The following is a 20,220-nucleotide window of genomic DNA, read 5'->3' on the forward strand; positions in this document are numbered from 1 at the left end:
GTGTGCCACATTGAGAAATGCGCCATTCCGGCACGAGACTGCACAAAAAACAGGCAACAAACCAGAGAGGGAGAAATGTAAAGTGCGTCATAAGCGAAGCGGGAAACAAAAAACGCACCATGCCAGTGCATGATGCGTTTCATTTTTGCACCGCCCGCGGGAGTGGCGGGCAACGCTGGTGCATCAGGCGGTAAGCGATTCCTCACGCGCGCTGGCGGCCAGCTCTTCCCCGGCTAACTGTAATTGATACATTTGCCAGTAACGCCCCTGCGCTGCCAGCAATTGTTGATGGGTGCCACATTCAACCGCCTGACCGCGATGCAGCACCAGAATGGTGTCAGCCTCGACGATCGTCGACAACCGGTGCGCAATCACCACCAGCGTTGTGTGCTCACGAACAGCCGCCAGCGCCTGCTGAATCGCTTGTTCGGTCCCCGAGTCAATACTGGCCGTCGCTTCATCCAGGATCAGCACTTGAGGCGTCTCAACCAGCACGCGCGCCAGCGCCAGCAGTTGCTTTTGACCCACCGACAAGGTGTTTCCCTGCTCGCCCAGACGCGTATGGATACCGTCGCTCAGGCCGCGCGCCAGTTCCGCCAGTTGGACGGTTTCCAGCGCCTGCCAGACGCGCGCTTCCGAGATATCGCGGCCCAGCGTGACGTTTGCCAGGAAAGTATCGGCCATCACCACCGGATCCTGCTGCACCATCGCCACCCCCTGACGCAGAACGCTGTGACCCAGCGTAGAGAGTGGCCTCCCGTCCAGACGAATCTCGCCCTGAGTCAGCGGATAGTAGCCCATTAACAGGCTGGCGAGCGTACTCTTACCGCTCCCGGTATGCCCGACCAGTGCCACAAAACCACGTGAAGGCACTGACAGGCTGACGTCCTGCAGCACCAGATTATTGTCACGGTAGGAGAAAGAAACTTGATCAACGTCGATTCGCCCGCTCCGCAGCGGTCTGTTATCGTCACCATAACGCTGACGGGGGCCATCCATCAGTTCAAAAACGCGCTCCCCCGCCACAACCGCCTGCTGCAACATGGATTGTTGCGTCGTCAGTTCAATTAACGGCTCGTTCAGCCGCCCGAGGTAGCTAATAAACGCATATAACACCCCGACTTCGATGGTGCCCGCCGACGTAAAACTGAACAACATCAGCAGTCCACACAGAATCAGCGCCGAGAACAGGCTCAGCAACGGGCGCAGTAAAAAGCCATCCAGCCTCAGGGTCTGCATCCGCGCCATGTAGTGCGAACGGCTGGCCTCTCCCATGCGTTCCCCAAAGCGCGCCTGTTGGCGAAACTGCTGAATAACGCTCATGCCGTTGATGACTTCATTGAAACCGTCATTGATATCCGCCAGATACGCTCGCACACGGCGAACGATCGGCGTGCTGTAACGCTGGTAAATCACCATCACCACCAGCACGGCGGGGAAAATCGCCATCGCCACCAGCGCCATGCGCCAGTCCAGGCTGAACATCGCCACTAACATCGCGCCAATCAGCGCGGCGCTGCGCAACACCGTCGCCACCACCGTAACGTAAAGGTCACGGATCACTTCGGTGTCATTGGTGACGCGAGAGATCAACTGCCCGACAGGTTGGGTATCAAACTCGCTCAACGGCTGGCGGAGCGCCGCATCCATCACGTCGGTACGCAGTTGTTGCACGACGCCAACGGCAGCCTGATTAAACAACAGCGACTGCGCATAATGCAGACCGGCCGCCAACAGCTGTAAGCCAATGTAGGCCGCTACCAACCCCGCCACCATTGCCAACGGCAGATTGTTTTTCGCCACCAGATGGTCAATGAAATAGCTGATCAGCAGCGGTCCACTCACCTCCGCCACCGCAGCGACCCAGAGCATGACCACCGCAATAGAAAGCGGTTTTCGCCACGGAGAACCGTACGCCAACAGTCTTTTTAGCGTTGGCCATAACTGTCCAAAACTACGCATTCGCCGCCTCCTCTGACATTTCAGGGGCGTCCGTCAGCGCGGCTTCTAACTGCTGATAGCGGTACATGTCGCGATACCAGCCGGGTTGCTGGATTAAATCGTCATGCTCGCCCCGCTGAGCAATGTGCCCATGCTGCATCACGATAATTTCGCTGGCTTCCGTCAGGGCGGACAAGCGGTGCGCGCTAATGATCACCGTACGCCCCTCTCCCCACTGGCGCAGGTTATGCAAAATCTGATGTTCCGTACGGCCATCCACTGCCGACAGGGCATCATCCAGAATCAGGATCTCCGCATTGAGCAACAACGCACGGGCAATGGAAATACGCTGTTTTTGCCCGCCGGAAAGCATGACCCCACGTTCGCCGACTTCGGTGTCGTAACCCTGCGGCAGACGTAAAATATCCTCATGAACGCTGGCTAAACGTGCAACATGTTCAATTTCGTCCTGCGTCGCGTTTGGGCGCCCCAGCGCAATGTTGTTGGCGACCGTATCTGAAAACAGAAACGGTGTCTGGCTGACTACAGCCAGTCGGCTACGCCAGCTATCCAGTTGTAAATGCGTTAGCGGAATACCGTGAAAACGAATATCGCCTTGCGTGACGTCAAAATGACGCTGGATCAACGAAAGTACCGTGCTTTTCCCGGCGCCGGTAGGTCCACAAATCCCCAGCATTTGGCCGGGCTTGAGGTGAAAATGGACCTCACCCAGCGCAGGATGCGCCGCCTGCGGATAACGAAACTCGCCAATCGCTGCTGTCAGCTCACCACGCCCTTCCGGTACGGGCTCTGCGCCGTCATTCACCACCGGTGCTTCCGCCAGCATGGCGCGAATTCGGCTATAAGCGGCACTGCCTCGCTCAACGATATTAAACATCCACGCCAGCGCCAGCATCGGCCAGATCATCAGACCGAGATACATCATGAAGCTGGTCAGTTGTCCGAGCGTTAACGCGCCATGGACCACCATCCAACTGCCACCGCCAATCGCCAACAGGTTTGCCATACCAATGGCGATATAAATCGTCGGATCAAATCGGGCGTCGATACGGGCGACCCGCAGGTTTTTCTTGCCGGTATCCGCCGCGTCAGCCGCAAAAAGCGCCGACTGCCGGTCCTCCAGACCAAACGCTTTGATCATCCGAATGCTGGTCAGGCTCTCCTGAGTCCGATTGTTAAGGCTGGAAAATGCCGCCTGCGCAAGCTTGAAACGCTCGTGTAGCCGGTCGCCGTAGCGCTTAATCATCAGCGCCATAATCGGCATCGGTAACAAGGCAAACAGCGTCAGCTGCCAGCTGATTTGCGTGGACATCACAATCAATACGGCGCAACCCATGACCAATGAGTCCACCAGCGTTAACACCCCTTCCCCGGCGGCAAAGACCACGCGGTCCACATCATTGGTGGCGCGCGCCATTAAATCCCCGGTGCGATGTCGTAGATAAAATTCAGGATGCTGACGACTGAGCTGACGGTAATAATCTTCACGCAGCTCAACGGCCAGTTGATAGGACGCCCCAAACAGCAGCACACGCCAGACGTAGCGTAATAGATAGACCACGACGGCAATCAGCGCGATGGTTCCCACCCACATCAACACCTGCTCGGTGGTAAAGCGTTGTGCGCTTACGCCATCCACAACAATGCCGACCACCTTAGGCGGGATCAGTTGCAGGATAGCAATGATGATAAGCAGGGCAACAGCACCGAGATAGCGACGCCACTCCCGGCGAAAGTACCAGCTTAATTGAACAAATAATCGCACGTATTCTTTCCTGACATGATTTCCGGCAATCAACGCCGGGAGAATTATTCAATGGGTAGAGCGGTAGTATATTTAATCTGTTCCATCGCAAAGCTTGATGTGACATCTGACAGTCCGGGAACACTGTTCACCAGGCGTTTGTAGAAATCGTCATAGCGTTTCATGTCCGCCACCTGGACCCGCATCAGATAGTCGTATTCACCCGCCATGCGCCAAAAGCCCAGAACTTCCGGCATCTCGGTGACCACGGTCACGAATCGACAGTACCATTCACTGCTGTGATGCTGCGTTTTTATCAGCACGAAGGCCGTTAAGCCCAACCCCAGCTTTTCAGGGTCCAGCAACGCGACTTTGCCCACCAGAACGCCGTCATCTTCCAGACGTTTTAGTCGTTTCCAGCAGGGTGTGGTGGTCAGATTAACGGCATCGGCTAACGCCTGCAAAGAGAGGGTACAGTCCTGCTGCAGCAAGGCGAGCAGCTTACGGTCAATTTTATCTAACATGCCCACCTCACAGAGAAGAATTTTCTCCTTACATTCTATTTTAAAGGTTAAATGGCAACAATTTTTTCTGTGCTTTCCGCTAATCTGGGCACAAAATGACAAATGGAAAACACCGATGAATAACGCCTGGGTTAAAAACGCCATTAATGAAATTAACGCTGACTACCAGCGTTCAGCAGATACGCATCTCATCCGGCTGTCACTGCCTGCGTTCCCGGGGATTCAGCTCTATCTGAAAGATGAAAGTACGCACCCCACCGGCAGTCTGAAGCATCGACTGGCGCGTTCACTGTTCCTGTACGGACTGTGTAACGGCTGGATCAAAGAAGGCACGCCAATCATTGAATCATCATCGGGTTCAACCGCAGTTTCTGAGGCCTATTTCGCTCGCCTTCTGGGTCTGCCCTTTATCGCCGTCATGCCTTCCTGTACGGCAAAACGCAAAGTTGAACAAATAGAGTTTTACGGCGGTCGCTGCCATTTTGTAGAAAGCGCCTGCGAGATTTACGCCGCCTCAGAACAGCTGGCGCGTGAACTGAACGGTCACTATATGGATCAGTTCACCTATGCTGAACGCGCAACTGACTGGCGCGGGAATAACAACATTGCCGACAGTATTTTTCGTCAGATGCAGTGCGAGCCAAACCCGGTGCCCAAACACATTGTCATGAGCGCAGGTACGGGCGGGACCTCGGCCACCATTGGCCGTTACATTCGCTGCCAGGGCTACGATACCCGTCTGATGGTCGTTGACCCGGAAAACTCGGTCTTTTTACCCTACTGGCAGGAACGTGATGCCACATTGCGCAGTCCGGTCGGCAGCAAAATCGAAGGTATCGGCCGCCCACGCGTAGAGCCGTCTTTCATTCCGGATGTGGTGGATGAGATGTTACGCGTGCCGGATGCTGCCAGCATCGCGACCGCGCACTGGCTGGAAACGCAGTTGGGTCGTAAAGTGGGCGCCTCAACCGGCACCAATATGTGGGGAACGCTGCAACTCGCGACCCGTATGCGCGAAGCCGGAGAAACAGGTTCTCTCGTTACGTTGCTGTGCGACAGCGGCGAACGTTATCTCGACACTTACTACAATCCGGCCTGGGTCAGCGCGCAGATCGGCGATTTAGCGCCGTGGCAGGCTGAACTTACCGGGATGCTGAACGTCCGCTAAAGCAGTATAAAAAAAGCCAGACAATGACTGTTCATGTCTGGCTTGCTGGAAGGGATCTCTCATTCGGGGGAATAAGGTAGATGTGGATTATCCAGCCAATGCGTTAAATAGTGAGAGACGGCCTGATTACGGCAATGTCCAATCACCGATAAATGCGGTAGTTCGGCAATCAGTTGCGGCATGGCGTTACCCATGATCAAACCGCGTCCGACGCTCCCCAGCATTTCACGATCGTTCATGGCATCGCCAAACGCCATACACTCCGCCATTGTAAAACCCAGATGATTGCTCAGTACCTTCAGGGCGGCACCTTTATTGCAGCCTAACGGTAACACTTCCAGGCAATCGACTGCGGAAAAACAGAGGTTTGCCCGCTCGCCCAGCGCGTCGTTCAATTGAATACCAAGCCGGATCAGATCATCGTGATCGCCACAGAAACAGATCTTCGTCACCTCGTGGGCCGGGATCCGTTTGACATCCACTATCTGATACCGAAATCCGCTGTAGACGTGCGCATGCAATATCGACGGGATTTCCTGTCCGGTGAACCAGCCATTGTCATTGAAAATATGCATGCTGGCCTGCGTGTCCCACGCCTGATGCAGCACAATATCCGCGATGGCCGGGTCAAGATCCTGGCGATGCAACACTTCGCCCTCCAGCGAATGAACGCGCGTACCGTTACCGGTGATCAGGAAGGCTTCCAGCGAAAACGAGCCCAAAATATGCTGCATCTCCAGTACATGTCGACCCGTCGCAAAGGTCAGGGTAATGTCGCGTTCGCGCAACCGCGCCAGTGTTGAAAGGGTTTCATCGCCCAAATGGTGGTTTGGCATCAGTAGCGTGCCATCCATATCAAATGCTGCCAGACGAGCCATCTCTTTCTCCACTCTGTGACACGGTTAACTTGTGGTTCAGTATCACCTGAGATATACGGAAGTAATAGTGAATAGATAAAAGGAATTGTTCCGGGTTTATGCGACTTCTTAATCGACTCAAGCAATACCAGCGCCTCTGGCAACCTTCCGCTGGCGAACCTCAGTTTGTGACCGTGAGCGAACTGGCAGAACGCTGTTTTTGTAGCGAACGTCATGTGCGGACGCTGCTGCGCCAGTCGCAGGACGCAGGATGGCTGACGTGGGAGTCGCAGTCCGGGCGGGGTAAACGCGGGCAACTCCGTTTTTTGGTCACGCCAGAATCATTGCGCAATACCATGATGGAGCAAGCGCTGGAGAAAGGGCAGCAACTCAATGTGCTGGAGCTGGCGCAACTGGCGCCAGGCGAACTGCGCACAATGTTGCAACCGTTTATGGGCGGGCAATGGCAAAACGATACGCCGACGCTACGTATTCCCTATTATCGTCCGCTTGATCCGCTCCATCCTGGATTCCTCCCCGGGCGCGCGGAACAACATCTTGCCGGGCAGATTTTCTCCGGATTAACCCGCTTCGACAGTCATAATCAGCGTCCTTGCGGAGACCTGGCACATCACTGGGATGTCTCCCCCGATGGGTTACGCTGGGATTTTTATATTCGCTCGACACTTTACTGGCACAATGGCGATGTGGTGGCAACCTCGCAGCTACATGAACGGCTACTGATGCTGCTCAACCTCCCGGCGCTCAATAAATTATTCATTAGCGTGAAGCGTATTGAGATTAGCCACCCGCAATGTCTGACGTTCATTCTGCATCGACCTGATTACTGGCTGGCGCACCGCCTGGCGAGCTACTGCAGCCATCTGGCGCATCCACAGCAACCGCTGGTCGGTACCGGTCCTTTCCGGCTGGCATTATTTACGCCGGAGCTGGTCCGCCTTGAAAGTCACGATCATTATCATCGGAGCCACCCGCTGCTAAAGGCGGTTGAATACTGGATAACACCGCAACTTTTCGCACAAGACCTGGGGACCAGTTGCCGTCACCCAGTGCAGATCGCGATCGGGAAACGAGAAGAGCTGACCACGCTCACTCAGGTGAGTAGCGGCATCAGCCTCGGATTTTGCTATTTAACACTCAAGAAAGGGGCGAGGCTGAGCGTGCAACAGGCGAGAAGATTGGTGGATATCATTCATCACACATCGCTCCTGCAAACACTGCCTGTTGATGAAAATTTGATTACGCCGAGCCAGGCGTTACTGCCCGACTGGACCATGCCCCAGTGGGAAAGCCTGGATGAGGTAGAACTGCCGGAAAGGCTCACGCTGGTCTACCATCTGCCCGTTGAGCTGCATACCATGGCAGAACAGCTCAAACACTATCTGGCCACGCTCGGCTGTGAATTAACGCTTATTTTTCATAATGCTAAGAACTGGGACAACAGCGCTGTTCTGGCGGATGCCGATTTGATGATGGGCGACAGACTTATTGGCGAAGCGCCAGAGTACACGCTTGAGCAATGGCTACGCTGCGATCAGCTCTGGCCGCATGTCTTAGACGCTCCCGCCTTTTCCCATCTGCAGGCAACGCTGGATGCGCTACAGATTCAACCCGACGAAAGAGATCGTTATGCTGCACTTGCGCAGGTGTTCGCAAACCTGATGAATGATGCCACGCTCACACCGCTCTTCAATTACCACTATCGCATTAGCGCGCCACCGGGCGTCAATGGGGTCCGACTCAACGCACGAGGCTGGTTTGACTTCACCGAAGCATGGCTGCCGCCCCCTCATCATGAAGAAGCTGGTCGGCATCCTCCTCAGACGCTACCATAGCGTTTTATCATTTTTCAGGATAAGCCATGAAACGTGCCGTCGTAGTATTCAGTGGGGGTCAGGACTCCACAACCTGCCTGGCGCAAGCACTACATCAATATGATGAAGTCCATTGCGTCACCTTTGATTATGGTCAGCGCCATCGCGCTGAGATTGATGTCGCACGTGACCTGGCCTTAAAACTCGGCGCCCGTTCGCACAAAGTGCTCGATGTCACGCTACTGAACGAACTGGCGATCAGCAGCCTGACTCGCGACAACATTCCGGTGCCGGACTACGAACCGGACGCGGATGGCATTCCCAACACATTCGTGCCTGGTCGCAATATCCTGTTTTTGACGCTGGCGGCCATCTACGCCTACCAGCTAAAGGCTGAGGCGGTGATCACCGGTGTTTGTGAAACGGATTTCTCCGGTTATCCCGATTGCCGCGATGAATTTGTCAAAGCGCTAAATCACGCTGTCAGCCTGGGTATGGCAAAGGATATCCGCTTTGAAACGCCATTAATGTGGATTGATAAAGCCGAAACCTGGGCGCTGGCCGATTACTGGGGCAAACTGGATCTTGTACGTCAGGAGACGTTGACCTGCTATAACGGGATCAAAGGCGACGGCTGTGGGCACTGTGCCGCCTGTACCCTGCGAGCTAACGGACTGACCCATTATCTGGCAGATAAACCTGCAGTAATGGCGGCGATGAAGCAGAAAACCGGACTGAAGTAATTTCTGTCGGTTTTGCCAGGTGACAGCGTAAACACCTTATCCGGCCTACGAATAATGATCCCGTAGGCCTGGTAAGCAAAGCCCTCTCAGGCAATAAGACGTTACTTCACCATCTGCTCCAGCTTTTCGCGTAACTCCCCCTCCAAAGGCAGCGCTTTCTGCGTTTTCAAATCAATACACACAAACGTAATCTGCGCATCCACCACGACTTGTCCTTCTGGCTCCAACGTGATGACCTGACTTAACACACCGCTCTTACCGTTGATTTGCTGCACCTGACTGGTCACGGTCAGCAGGTCACTCAGCACCGCCGGGCGACGGTAGTTAATATTGATGTTTACCACCACAAAAGCGATGTTATGGGCCGTCATCCACTGAAAGCTGTCGCTGTTTTCCAGGCCGTCCCAGCGCGCCTCTTCCAGAAACTCAAGATAGCGGGCATTGTTGACATGCTGATAGACATCGAGATGATAACCACGGACTTTAATCTGTGTTTGCATAGCGCAGAAACCTTAGTTTGTTTTTATGGGTAAGATGACTGTATAGAGGCCACAACTGGTATGACCTCTATAGCATGGCAAATTTTTGCCACTACGCAAGTTATTAAAGTGTTAAAACTGCCAGGTTACGTTCCACCAGCGAACTCCCCATCCCAGGCACCTGTTTTAAATCATCAACGGTTTTAAACGGGCCGTACTCTTCCCGGTAGCTGACGATAGCCTGCGCCTTTTTCAACCCAACGCCATTCATTGCCCGCGCTAATTCCTCTGCTGAAGCGGTATTGATACTCACCCGGGTGCCCTCTTCATCACTGGCTTTCGCAGGGACTGACGCTTTAGTTTGCGCCGTAGCAGGTGTCTCAGCCTTAGTTTGTACTGCCGGATTTTTTGCCGCTGACTCAGCGGCCAGCGAACTGCCTGTCACGCCAGTACAGGTCAGGGACAGCGCTACCAGCAAAGTTTTGATTCCACGTTTCATACTGTTTCTCCTTGTTTATTAACAGCGAAGCCACGATAACGGGGCGAAGAAACAGGAACAAATGGCAAATATCAGAAATGGAAAAGGCCGCGAAAGCGGCCTTTGGGGATTGCAACTTTTTGCAAATTTTTGCAAAGCGTCTCGATTACTGCTGCTGTTCCAGCGCATCACCCACTTTAATTTTCGCCGCTTTACGCAGGTTACTCATCAGTGCTTCAAAGACAATTTGCGCGTTGTTCTGGGTGATCCCCTGAACCATCGCTTTTTTCTGCTCTTCCGGCATTGAACCCGCTTTTACAGCATCCAGCGCCAGCAGAACCACGTTACCCTGCATGTCATTGGCAACACCGTAGACGGGCTTATCTTTCGCAGGCAGGCTCAGACCAAATGCAGCCTGACTCACCGGATCCTGGCCCGTACGGCTCAGCGTTTTAGACTCACCAAAGCTCAGACCAGCCGCTTTCATCGCCTCATTGCCTTTACCGGCTTTCAGCTCAACCAGCAGTTTGTCCGCATCCAGTTTCGCCTGTTGCACCGCTTTGTTGTGCTTAACCAGCGCAGTCACCTGGTCCTTCACTTCAGCCAGCGGTTTAACCGCTTCTGCTTTGTGCTCGGCAACACGCAGTACGAAGGCACGATCGCCATCGACGGTGATAATGTCGGAGTTGTTACCCGGCGTACCGTTCTGCCCCACCAGACCACCATTAAAGATCGCATCAGAAACCGGTTTGAAATTCAGTTCTTCCGGTAAGCTGTCGCGGTTGAACCAGCCTGTCTCAACGGCTTTCATGCCAGCAGCTTGTTCTGCGCCCGCCAGAGATTCGTTGTCATTGCTCGCCGCATCGCTCACTTTCTGCTGCAACGCATAGTACGCATCCAGCGCTTTTTCTTGCTTCACTTTCGCGGCAATGTCGTCACGCGCTTCGCTCAGCGGCTTGACTTTCGCAGGCTGGACGTCATCCAGACGCGCTACCAGAAAACCGACAGACGATTTGATGACGCCAGACAACTGGCCTTTTTCTTTCAGGCCGGCATTTTTCAGCTCATCCGGGGTCGTGGCGTCTTCCAGCCACCCCATATCCCCGCCGTTACGGGCCGAAATGATGTCAGCGGATTTCTCTTTCGCCAGGGCGGCAAAATCACCGCCTTTGTTCAGTGCATCCAGTACTGCTTTCGCGTCATCTTCCGTTTTGGTCTGAATGATGCTGTAACGGTTACGCTGCGGCTGAGTGAACTGATCCTGGTGCTGGTCATAATACGCCTGGATATCGGCATCGCTGGCCGTCTCCTGCATCGCCGCGGCATCCAGCTTGATGTAGCTCACGCGGAACTGCTCCGGCATCATAAAGCTATTTTTATTCTGCTCGTAGTAGCTGGAAACTTCTTGATCGGTAACCTGCTGCTTCGCCGCCAGGGCATTCACATCGATCGTCGCTTCACGAACGACACGCTGCTGGGCAACCAGCTCCGCCAGTTCGTCAGTTTCGCCCTTAAGCATAAACTCGGTGCCTGCAACGCCGTTGATCACCTGTTGCGTCGTCAGTTGGTTACGCAGCGCCTGCGCGTACTGATCGGCCGTCATTCCCATCTTGTTAACAATCGCGTTGTAGCGGTTGTTATCAAATTTACCGTCGACCTGGAAAGCTGGCGTTGCGAAGATAGCCTGCTTGACCTGCTCATCGCTGATGTTCAGTTTGAGTTCGCGGGAATACTGGTCCAGCAGCGCTTCGTCGATAAGACGGTTCAGCGTCTGCTGACGCAGCGTTTTCATGTAGCTTTCGTTCGCCGCCAGTTCAGAGAACTGATCGCCTAACTGTTGCTGCATGCGGTTGCGTTCATTGTTAAACGCATTCTCAAACTGCCCGCGGCTGATTTCCTGGCCATTCACTTTTGCGGCGTAGTTATCGCTTCCGCCAATCAGGTAACCACTCACGCCGGTCAAAATGAACGACACGATAATGATACCGAAAATAATCTTGAGCACGAGACTGTTAGCAGCCGTGCGTAAGCTGTCCATCATGGTGTAACCACACTCCGCTGTAGGTGATGTAAAACCTCACGCAGCATAGCGTTTCCAGAACGCTGCGCGGAAAGACCTATTGTGACAAGAAACGGGGGCAATTGTCAGCCCACAACGTGTAGAAAGTCCCGGATCACAAATAAAAAAGGCACATCTGATGATGCGCCCTTGTACTTTGTCACATCCCCTGGGGGGATCACTCTTAGTTTACCGCGTCTTTCAGCGCTTTACCTGCACGGAAACCCGGCACTTTAGCAGCAGCGATGGTGATCTCTTTACCTGTTTGCGGGTTGCGACCAGTACGGGCAGCACGCTCTTTAACAGCAAAAGTACCAAAACCTACCAGTGCAACATCATCCCCTTCTTTCAGAGATTCAGTAACAGAAGCAATAATTGCATCTAACGCACGTCCAGCCGCAGCCTTAGAGATATCAGCCCCTGCAGCAATTTTGTCGATCAGTTGAGATTTATTCACTCTTCTCTTCCTCTTTATAATTTATATCGCACCTGAATCCTTCAAAGTGCGACCGCGCAGCAGTTATATCAGGCCTGCCATGCCCTTACAACACCCGTTAATGATGGCAAGCCTAATTCAGCATCTAAGTTAGCGATACAAAAAAAGGCTGGCAAGCCCGAAATGGCCTGCCAGCCCTGTTTTTATTAGCGCTCTTTGCGCGAGGTCACTATTTTGCGGTTACAACTTGTATTCCAGAGGGTTCATTTTGCAGCGCAAGCGCCAGAACTTCCTCAATACGTTTCACCGGGTGAATATCAAGATCGGCAATAACGTTGTCCGGAATCTCTTCCAGGTCACGTTTATTTTCGTCAGGAATTAACACGGTTTTGATCCCGCCACGGTGTGCAGCCAGCAGTTTTTCTTTCAAACCACCGATAGGCAGCACCTGACCACGCAGGGTGATCTCACCGGTCATTGCCACATCAGCGCGAACCGGGTTACCGGTCAGACAGGACACCAGGGCTGTACACATCGCAATACCAGCACTCGGACCGTCTTTCGGCGTCGCGCCTTCTGGTACGTGAACGTGGATATCGCGTTTCTCGTAAAAGTCCGGATTAATACCCAGTTTTTCCGCACGCGCACGCACCACAGTCAACGCAGCCTGAATGGACTCCTGCATGACTTCGCCCAGAGAACCCGTATAGGTGAGTTTCCCTTTACCCGGTACACAGGCCGTTTCGATGGTCAGCAGATCACCGCCCACTTCAGTCCACGCCAGACCCGTCACCTGACCCACGCGATTTTCGCTGTCCGCGCGACCATAGTCGAAGCGCTGTACGCCGAGGTAATCGTGCAGATTATCGCCATTGATCTCAATATGTTTCAGTAACTTATCCAGCAGTAACTGCTTAACGGCTTTACGGCACAATTTGGAGATTTCACGCTCCAGGCTACGCACGCCTGCTTCACGGGTGTAATAACGAATAATGCCAATAATGGCGCTATCGTCGACCGTCAGCTCGCCTTTTTTCAGTGCGTTACGTTCAATTTGCTTCGGCAGCAGGTGACGCTTCGCAATGTTCAGCTTCTCGTCTTCGGTATAACCGGACAGACGGATCACTTCCATACGATCCAGCAGAGGTGCCGGAATGTTCATGGAGTTAGAGGTCGCGACAAACATCACGTCACTGAGATCGTAGTCCACTTCCAGGTAGTGATCGCTGAACGCCACGTTCTGCTCAGGATCCAGCACCTCAAGCAGTGCGGAAGCAGGATCGCCACGCATGTCAGACGACATTTTGTCGATCTCATCAAGCAGGAACAGCGGGTTTTTAACCCCCACTTTCGCCATTTTCTGGATCAGTTTACCCGGCATAGAACCGATGTACGTACGACGGTGACCACGAATTTCAGCTTCATCACGCACGCCGCCCAGCGCCATACGGATGTATTTGCGACCGGTCGCTTTCGCAATAGACTGACCCAGAGAGGTTTTACCTACCCCCGGCGGTCCAACCAGACACAGGATTGGCCCCTTGATTTTGTTCACACGGCTCTGTACCGCGAGGTATTCAAGGATGCGGTCTTTCACTCGCTCCAGACCGTAATGATCGGTGTCGAGGATTTCTTGCGCCTGACGCAGATCTTTTTTGACCTTGCTACGCGCATTCCACGGTACCTGCACCATCCAGTCGATGTAACCGCGCACCACGGTCGCTTCTGCCGACATCGGAGACATCATTTTCAGCTTCTGCAATTCTGCTTCCGCTTTCTCTTTTGCCTCTTTCGGCATTTTCGCCGCGTCGATTTTGCGTTTCAGCGCTTCGTTTTCATCCGGCGCGTCGTCCATTTCGCCGAGTTCTTTCTGAATGGCTTTCATTTGCTCGTTCAGATAGTACTCGCGCTGGGATTTCTCCATCTGCTTTTTCACACGGTTGCGAATACGCTTCTCAACCTGCAGCAGATCGATTTCGGACTCCATCATCGCCATCAGATATTCCAGACGTTCGTTGACGTCGGACATTTCCAGCACAGATTGCTTGTCTGCCAGTTTAAGCGGCATGTGCGCAGCGATGGTGTCGGCCAGGCGGGCAGGATCGTCAATGCTATTGAGCGATGTCAGCACTTCTGGCGGAATTTTTTTGTTCAGCTTGATGTAGCCTTCGAACTGGCTAATCGCGGTGCGTACCAGCACTTCCTGCTCGCGCTCGTCAATGGCTGGCGACTCGAGGTACTCTGCCTTCGCAGAGAAATGCTCGCCATTGTCCGACAGGGCAGAAATACGCGCACGCTGTAACCCCTCGACCAGAACCTTTACGGTACCGTCAGGGAGTTTCAACATTTGCAAAATAGAGGCCACGGTCCCGACGGTGAAAAGATCGTTTACACCCGGCTCATCCGTTGATGCTTCTTTCTGGGCGACCAGCATGATTTTTTTATCATGGTCCATGGCCGCTTCCAGACAACGGATAGATTTTTCCCGCCCTACAAATAAGGGTATGACCATGTGCGGATAAACCACCACATCGCGCAACGGCAATACGGGGATTTCAATGCGTTCAGAACGCTCAGGATTCATAGAGCTCTCTCTTAGTTTAGTGTCCGCCAGGTAATCTGGTTATGTGACTGTGTTTCACACGACCATTAACATGTAAGCAGTATATGGGGATGTTTCCCACACATTCAACGGCGTGTTTACAGGAAAAATAAAAGGGGGGATAAAATCCCCCCTTTTTGATTAACTGATTGTATGAAATGGCTAATTATTCGCCAGATGCTTGCTGCGCTTCTGGCTTACCATAAATCAGCAACGGCTTGCTCTGGCCGCCGATGACGGACTCATCGATCACCACTTTTTCAACATCTTCCATTGAAGGCAGATCGTACATTGTGTCGAGCAGAGCGGCTTCTACGATAGAACGCAGACCACGCGCCCCCGTTTTACGCGCCATCGCTTTACGGGCAATAGCGTCCAGCGCTTCATCACGGAACTCTAAATCCACGCCTTCGAGATTAAACAGCGCCTGATACTGCTTGGTCAGCGCGTTTTTCGGCTCTTTCAGAATTTGGATCAGCGCTTCTTCGCTCAGTTCGTTCAGCGTTGCGACCACCGGCAAACGACCAATGAACTCAGGGATCAGACCGAATTTGATCAGATCTTCTGGCTCAACCTGCGACAGCAGTTCACCTTCGCTGGCTTTATCAGACTTCGCTTTCACCGTCGCGCCAAAACCAATGCCCGACCCGGTTTCTACGCGATGGGAGATAACTTTATCCAGCCCCGCAAACGCACCACCGCAGATAAACAGAATCTTAGAGGTATCAACCTGCAAGAATTCCTGCTGCGGATGTTTACGACCGCCCTGCGGCGGAACTGCGGCAACCGTCCCTTCGATCAGTTTCAACAGTGCCTGCTGTACGCCTTCACCGGAAACATCACGGGTAATAGACGGGTTGTCTGATTTACGGGAAATCTTGTCGATTTCATCGATGTAGACAATACCGCGCTGTGCTTTCTGCACGTCGTAGTCGCATTTCTGCAACAGCTTCTGAATGATGTTCTCAACATCCTCACCCACATAACCCGCTTCGGTCAGGGTGGTGGCGTCGGCCATGGTGAACGGTACGTCCAACAGGCGCGCCAGCGTTTCGGCCAGCAACGTTTTCCCGGAACCCGTTGGACCAATCAGCAGAATGTTACTTTTGCCCAACTCGATGCCATTGCTGGTATCGCCGTTGCGCAGACGTTTGTAATGGTTGTATACCGCGACCGCCAACACTTTTTTCGCCTGCTCCTGGCCGATAACATAATCGTCCAGGTGATTGCGAATTTCATGCGGCGTCGGCAGCGCACTACGCTCACGGTGCGGTGCCACTTCCTTAATCTCTTCGCGAATGATGTCATTACATAAATCAACACATTCGTCGCAGATATACACGGATGGACCGGCGATCAGCTTACGCACTTCATGCTGGCTTTTGCCGCAAAAAGAGCAGTACAACAATTTGCCCGAGCCATCTTTGCGTTTATCTGTCATGAGTCAAAACCTCTTCTTTGTTCTTTGTGCCGCACACGACGACGCAAATGCCATTCTCAGGCGCAAGTCGCTTGTCTGCGTTGTGCCGCCCTTAGATATTATAGCGGCACACTTGCGCCCTGGGCATCAATTACGATGGGTCAAAATCGAGTCGACTAATCCATACTCCACCGCTTCAGAAGCGGAGAGGAAGCGATCACGCTCAGTATCACGTTCAATCTGCTCAAGAGATTGACCCGTATGGTGCGCCATAAGTTCATTCATGCGCCCTTTCACTTTCAGAATTTCACGGGCATGAATTTCAATATCCGTCGCCTGGCCCTGGTAACCGCCCAGAGGCTGGTGGATCATGACGCGAGAATTCGGCAGGCAGAAACGTTTACCTTTTGCGCCTGCAGTCAGCAAGAATGCCCCCATTGAGGCCGCCTGGCCCATACAAATGGTGCTGACGTCCGGCTTGATGAACTGCATGGTGTCATAGATAGACATCCCTGCGGTAATCACCCCGCCAGGGGAGTTGATGTACAGATAGATATCTTTTTCCGGGTTTTCTGCTTCCAGGAACAGCATCTGCGCCACAATCAGGTTAGCCATGTGGTCTTCAACCTGGCCGGTCAGAAAAATGACACGTTCCTTGAGTAGACGAGAATAGATATCAAAAGAGCGCTCACCACGTGAAGTCTGTTCAATGACCATCGGCACCAGCGCCATATGGGGTGCAAAGTTATCTCGTTCGCCGCTGTATGACATTTCCGTCTCCTGGATAAAAAATGAAAAAACCTGCTGTACCGATTGTAACCTTATGGACGGATTATCAGCTAGTCCCTCTGTTATGGGTACGGCATCGCCATAATTCAAGCATAACAATCTTTTGTTGTAACGCTAACACTGAAACGCTGTTTTCGCACTCTTCCCATGCAAAATGCGTGACAAAAAAAAACCCGCCACCGGGCGGTGACGGGCTTTTGTGCGAATTTCGTGCTACTTAAGCAACGAATTACGCCTGCTGGTTCATCAGCTCGTTGAAGGAAGTGGCTTTTTCAGTCACTTTCGCTTTCGCCAGAACGGCTTCAACAGCTTGTTCTTCCAGAGCGACGTTACGCATGTTGTCCATCAGCTCTTTGTTTTTGCTGTAGAACTCAACAACTTCTGTCGGATCTTCGTAAGCAGAAGCCATCTCTTCGATCAGGCCTTTAACACGCTCTTCGTCAGCTTTCAGCTCGTTGGTACGAATCACTTCGCCCAGCAGCAGGCCAACAACAACGCGGCGCTTAGCCTGTTCTTCGAACAGTTCACGCGGCAGTTCCAGAGCTTGTTTCTCGTTGCCACCGAAACGCTGAGCAGCCTGACGACGCAGAACGTCGATTTCGCTGTCGATCAGTGCAGCAGGAACGTCGATGTCATTCGCTTTTACCAGACCTTCGATAGCCTGAGATTTAACACGGTTACGTACCGCTCCTTTCAGCTCGCGATCCATGTTTTTACGAACTTCAGCACGCAGACCTTCTACGGAACCATCTTCAACGCCGAAACGTTTGATGAATTCTGCAGTCAGTTCCGGCAGCTCACGCTCTTCAACTTTTTTCAGGTTGATAACGAATTTAGCCGCTTTACCTTTCAGGTTTTCAGCGTGGTATTCTTCCGGGAAGGTCACGTCGATGGTGAACTCTTCGCCCGCTTTGTGACCTTTGATACCGTCTTCGAAGCCCGGGATCATACGACCCTGGCCCATTGCCAGTACGAAGTCAGTCGCTTTGCCGCCTTCGAATTCTTCACCGTCTACAGAACCGGTGAAATCGACAGTAACACGGTCTTCTGCATCAACAGCGCCGTCTTTATCTTTCCAGGTCGCTTGCTGCTTACGCAGAGTATCCAGCATCACGTCAACGTCAGCGTCAGTCACTTCAACAACCGGTTTTTCAACTTCGATTGCGTCCAGACCTGTCAGCTCAACTTCCGGATAGACTTCAAATTCTACCGCGTAGGTGAAGTCTTCACCCAGCTTGTATTCGCCCGGAACATAGTTCGGAGCACCAGCCGGGTTGATTTTTTCTTTGATGATCGCGTCAACGAAGTGACGGCTCATCAGATCACCCAGAACGTCCTGGCGAACAGAAGCGCCATAACGCTGAGCAACAACATTCATCGGTACTTTGCCCTTACGGAAGCCGTCAATACGTACTTTCTTCGCAACGTTGACCAGCTCGCTTTTCACAGCGGTCTCGATGCTGTCAGCAGCGATTGTAATCGTTACACGGCGGCCAAGGCCTTGAGTGGTTTCAACTGAAACTTGCATCTTGTTACCTCAAAAAATCACAGTGCTCGGTCAACTCTACTCCGCAAGCACAGGTTGTTAGCTTAGCGGAACTGGGATGTTCTCTTAATCAATCACATTCCCTGTCGTCAGAATCATCCCGAAGACATTCCGAAAAATAAGACGCCGCATTATAGCGGCATCACTTTTATGAGTCGAGAACGGTTATCGCGCGTTGCTGCGGCTTTTTTCACAATTCCCGGCTAATTTTTGTCTGAATACTGTACTGCCCGTTCAAAATTCAGACAAAACAAAACGGCCCGCAGGCCGTTTTCACATAATCTGTAGCAACATACTGGAAAAGCGTCAGTTGTTGCAAATGCGTTTTTCTACGCGATGCTTCCCGCTCCACGACAAGGAGGCGACGCGAATATCGTATCCTGCAATCCTTCCCACTCCTTAATGGTGTAGGTATGCAGAGCCAGCGCATGTACGGTTGTGGAGAGTTCCGCCGTTAACGTACCGTAAATCATCCGATGACGATTAAGAAAACGTTCGCCAATGAAGCGATCGCTGACCAGCACAACTTTAAAATGGCTTTCAGAGCCTGCCGGAACATTGTGACGATAGCTTTCATCCACAACTTCAAGGAACACGGGTTGGAACGTTGTCCTTAATTTTTCTTCTATTTGCTCACGTATCATCATGAAATATCTCCTCCGACAACGCTGAGATGTCACCCATCCCTTTAAATACTAGCCGCTTTTACCGCTTCCATTACACTCTTACAACAAAAATTTAGCGTTCGTCTGATTTTCTCATTCAAACGTATGAAGTTTACTGACTTATCTGCCCAATCGAGGGCCAAAAACCGGGGTATTGTGCCCCGAGGGTCAGAAAACCGACAACGCAATGAATTTACATGCGTTGAGCTCTTCCCCTCGCCGTTGGCGATGTTATGATGGCGTGAATTTTTTCTATCACGCTTAATTTCTATTACGCTTAAGAGTCACTGAGAGTTCGAACATGTTAAAAAAAATCCTCTTTCCGTTAGTTGCTCTGGTTATGCTGGCAGGATGCGCAACACCGCCAACAACGATTGATGTCTCTCCCAAAATTTCCCTGCCACAGCAGGACCCGAGTCTGATGGGAGTTACCGTCAGCATTAACGGTGCCGATCAGCGTCCGGATCAGGCGCTGGCAAAAGTGACCCGCGACAACCAAATGGTTACCCTGACCGCGTCTCGCGATCTGCGTTTCTTGCTGCAAGAAGTTCTGGAAAAACAGATGACTGCGCGTGGCTACATGGTGGGACCGAACGGTCCGGTTAACCTGCAAATCATTGTTAGCCAACTGTACGCCGATGTGTCTCAGGGCAGCGTCCGCTACAACATCGCGACCAAAGCTGACATCGCTATCATCGCGACCGCAGCAAACGGGAACAAGATGACCAAAAACTACCGTGCCAGCTACTCTGTCGAAGGCGCACTGCAGGCCTCTAACAAAAATATCGCTGACGCGGTTAACAGCGTGCTGACCGACACCATCGCTGATATGTCTCAGGACACCAGCGTTCACGATTTCATTAAGCAGAACGCACGTTAATTTCTGCCCTCAGGCCCGGCATACGCCGGGCCC

Annotated in this window: 17 protein-coding genes; 4 read left to right on the top strand and 13 right to left on the bottom strand. The window is 52.7% G+C overall.

Annotation, left to right across the window (positions count from 1 at the left end; translation table 11 throughout):
- Window positions 1-183 precede the first annotated feature (183 nt).
- The 3 genes from AC07UY_RS03680 to decR are packed head-to-tail and all read right to left on the bottom strand — an operon-like array spanning window position 184 to window position 4,230.
- A complete protein-coding gene (locus AC07UY_RS03680; RefSeq protein ID WP_494700726.1) occupies window positions 184-1,962 on the bottom strand; it encodes a SmdB family multidrug efflux ABC transporter permease/ATP-binding protein in 1,779 nt (592 codons plus the stop codon).
- Window positions 1,955-3,727 (bottom strand): SmdA family multidrug ABC transporter permease/ATP-binding protein, encoded by a 1,773-nt coding sequence (locus AC07UY_RS03685; RefSeq protein ID WP_494700725.1) that lies wholly within the window; start codon window positions 3,725-3,727, stop codon window positions 1,955-1,957. The genes AC07UY_RS03680 and AC07UY_RS03685 overlap by 8 nt, the downstream gene beginning before the upstream one ends.
- A gap of 44 nt (window positions 3,728-3,771) precedes the next feature.
- Complete coding sequence (gene decR, locus AC07UY_RS03690; protein WP_192611392.1) at window positions 3,772-4,230, bottom strand: DNA-binding transcriptional regulator DecR; 459 nt, start codon at window positions 4,228-4,230, stop codon at window positions 3,772-3,774.
- Between the two features lie 115 nt (window positions 4,231-4,345).
- On the opposite strand from decR, the gene AC07UY_RS03695 reads away from it, so the two are divergent.
- The gene (locus AC07UY_RS03695) at window positions 4,346-5,398 is read left to right on the top strand and encodes a PLP-dependent cysteine synthase family protein (protein ID WP_494700724.1); all 1,053 of its coding nucleotides are present in this window, start codon (window positions 4,346-4,348) and stop codon (window positions 5,396-5,398) included.
- Window positions 5,399-5,457: 59 nt separating this feature from the next.
- On the opposite strand, the gene cof is transcribed toward AC07UY_RS03695, so the two are convergent.
- Window positions 5,458-6,276 (bottom strand): HMP-PP phosphatase, encoded by an 819-nt coding sequence (gene cof, locus AC07UY_RS03700; RefSeq protein WP_494659236.1) that lies wholly within the window; start codon window positions 6,274-6,276, stop codon window positions 5,458-5,460.
- A 98-nt stretch (window positions 6,277-6,374) separates the two neighbouring features.
- Between cof and AC07UY_RS03705 the strand changes: the two genes are divergently transcribed.
- A complete protein-coding gene (locus AC07UY_RS03705) occupies window positions 6,375-8,111 on the top strand; it encodes an SgrR family transcriptional regulator (RefSeq protein WP_494700723.1) in 1,737 nt (578 codons plus the stop codon).
- Window positions 8,112-8,137: 26 nt separating this feature from the next.
- A complete protein-coding gene (gene queC / locus AC07UY_RS03710; RefSeq protein ID WP_494659234.1) occupies window positions 8,138-8,833 on the top strand; it encodes a 7-cyano-7-deazaguanine synthase QueC in 696 nt (231 codons plus the stop codon).
- 101 nt (window positions 8,834-8,934) lie between these two features.
- Here the strand turns inward: queC and fadM are convergent, their stop codons facing one another.
- The 9 genes from fadM to bolA form a co-directional block, all read right to left on the bottom strand.
- The gene (gene fadM, locus AC07UY_RS03715; protein WP_203358661.1) at window positions 8,935-9,333 is read right to left on the bottom strand and encodes a long-chain acyl-CoA thioesterase FadM; all 399 of its coding nucleotides are present in this window, start codon (window positions 9,331-9,333) and stop codon (window positions 8,935-8,937) included.
- Between the two features lie 103 nt (window positions 9,334-9,436).
- Window positions 9,437-9,811 (bottom strand): helix-hairpin-helix domain-containing protein, encoded by a 375-nt coding sequence (locus AC07UY_RS03720; protein ID WP_494700722.1) that lies wholly within the window; start codon window positions 9,809-9,811, stop codon window positions 9,437-9,439.
- 145 nt (window positions 9,812-9,956) lie between these two features.
- Window positions 9,957-11,831: a peptidylprolyl isomerase gene (gene ppiD / locus AC07UY_RS03725; RefSeq protein ID WP_494700721.1), complete on the bottom strand. Its 1,875-nt coding sequence runs from the start codon at window positions 11,829-11,831 to the stop codon at window positions 9,957-9,959.
- A gap of 202 nt (window positions 11,832-12,033) precedes the next feature.
- Window positions 12,034-12,324, bottom strand: a complete 291-nt coding sequence (gene hupB, locus AC07UY_RS03730) for a nucleoid-associated protein HU-beta (RefSeq protein ID WP_219352570.1) — start codon at window positions 12,322-12,324, stop codon at window positions 12,034-12,036.
- 190 nt (window positions 12,325-12,514) lie between these two features.
- Window positions 12,515-14,869 (bottom strand): endopeptidase La, encoded by a 2,355-nt coding sequence (lon, locus tag AC07UY_RS03735; protein ID WP_494700720.1) that lies wholly within the window; start codon window positions 14,867-14,869, stop codon window positions 12,515-12,517.
- Window positions 14,870-15,053: 184 nt separating this feature from the next.
- The gene (clpX, locus tag AC07UY_RS03740) at window positions 15,054-16,328 is read right to left on the bottom strand and encodes an ATP-dependent protease ATP-binding subunit ClpX (RefSeq protein WP_203358665.1); all 1,275 of its coding nucleotides are present in this window, start codon (window positions 16,326-16,328) and stop codon (window positions 15,054-15,056) included.
- A 126-nt stretch (window positions 16,329-16,454) separates the two neighbouring features.
- Window positions 16,455-17,078 carry an ATP-dependent Clp endopeptidase proteolytic subunit ClpP gene (gene clpP / locus AC07UY_RS03745; protein WP_003021624.1) on the bottom strand — a complete coding sequence of 208 codons (624 nt, stop codon included), beginning with the start codon at window positions 17,076-17,078 and terminating at the stop codon, window positions 16,455-16,457.
- Between the two features lie 247 nt (window positions 17,079-17,325).
- A complete protein-coding gene (gene tig / locus AC07UY_RS03750) occupies window positions 17,326-18,624 on the bottom strand; it encodes a trigger factor (RefSeq protein WP_192611382.1) in 1,299 nt (432 codons plus the stop codon).
- Window positions 18,625-18,971: 347 nt separating this feature from the next.
- On the bottom strand, window positions 18,972-19,289 hold the full coding sequence (bolA, locus tag AC07UY_RS03755; RefSeq protein ID WP_192611381.1) for a transcriptional regulator BolA: 318 nt from the start codon (window positions 19,287-19,289) through the stop codon (window positions 18,972-18,974).
- Window positions 19,290-19,608: 319 nt separating this feature from the next.
- Between bolA and AC07UY_RS03760 the strand changes: the two genes are divergently transcribed.
- On the top strand, window positions 19,609-20,187 hold the full coding sequence (locus tag AC07UY_RS03760) for a lipoprotein (protein ID WP_162378947.1): 579 nt from the start codon (window positions 19,609-19,611) through the stop codon (window positions 20,185-20,187).
- The last annotated feature ends 33 nt before the right edge of the window (window positions 20,188-20,220 follow it).

Source organism: Citrobacter sp. GW821-FHT02E08 (genome assembly GCF_059421685.1).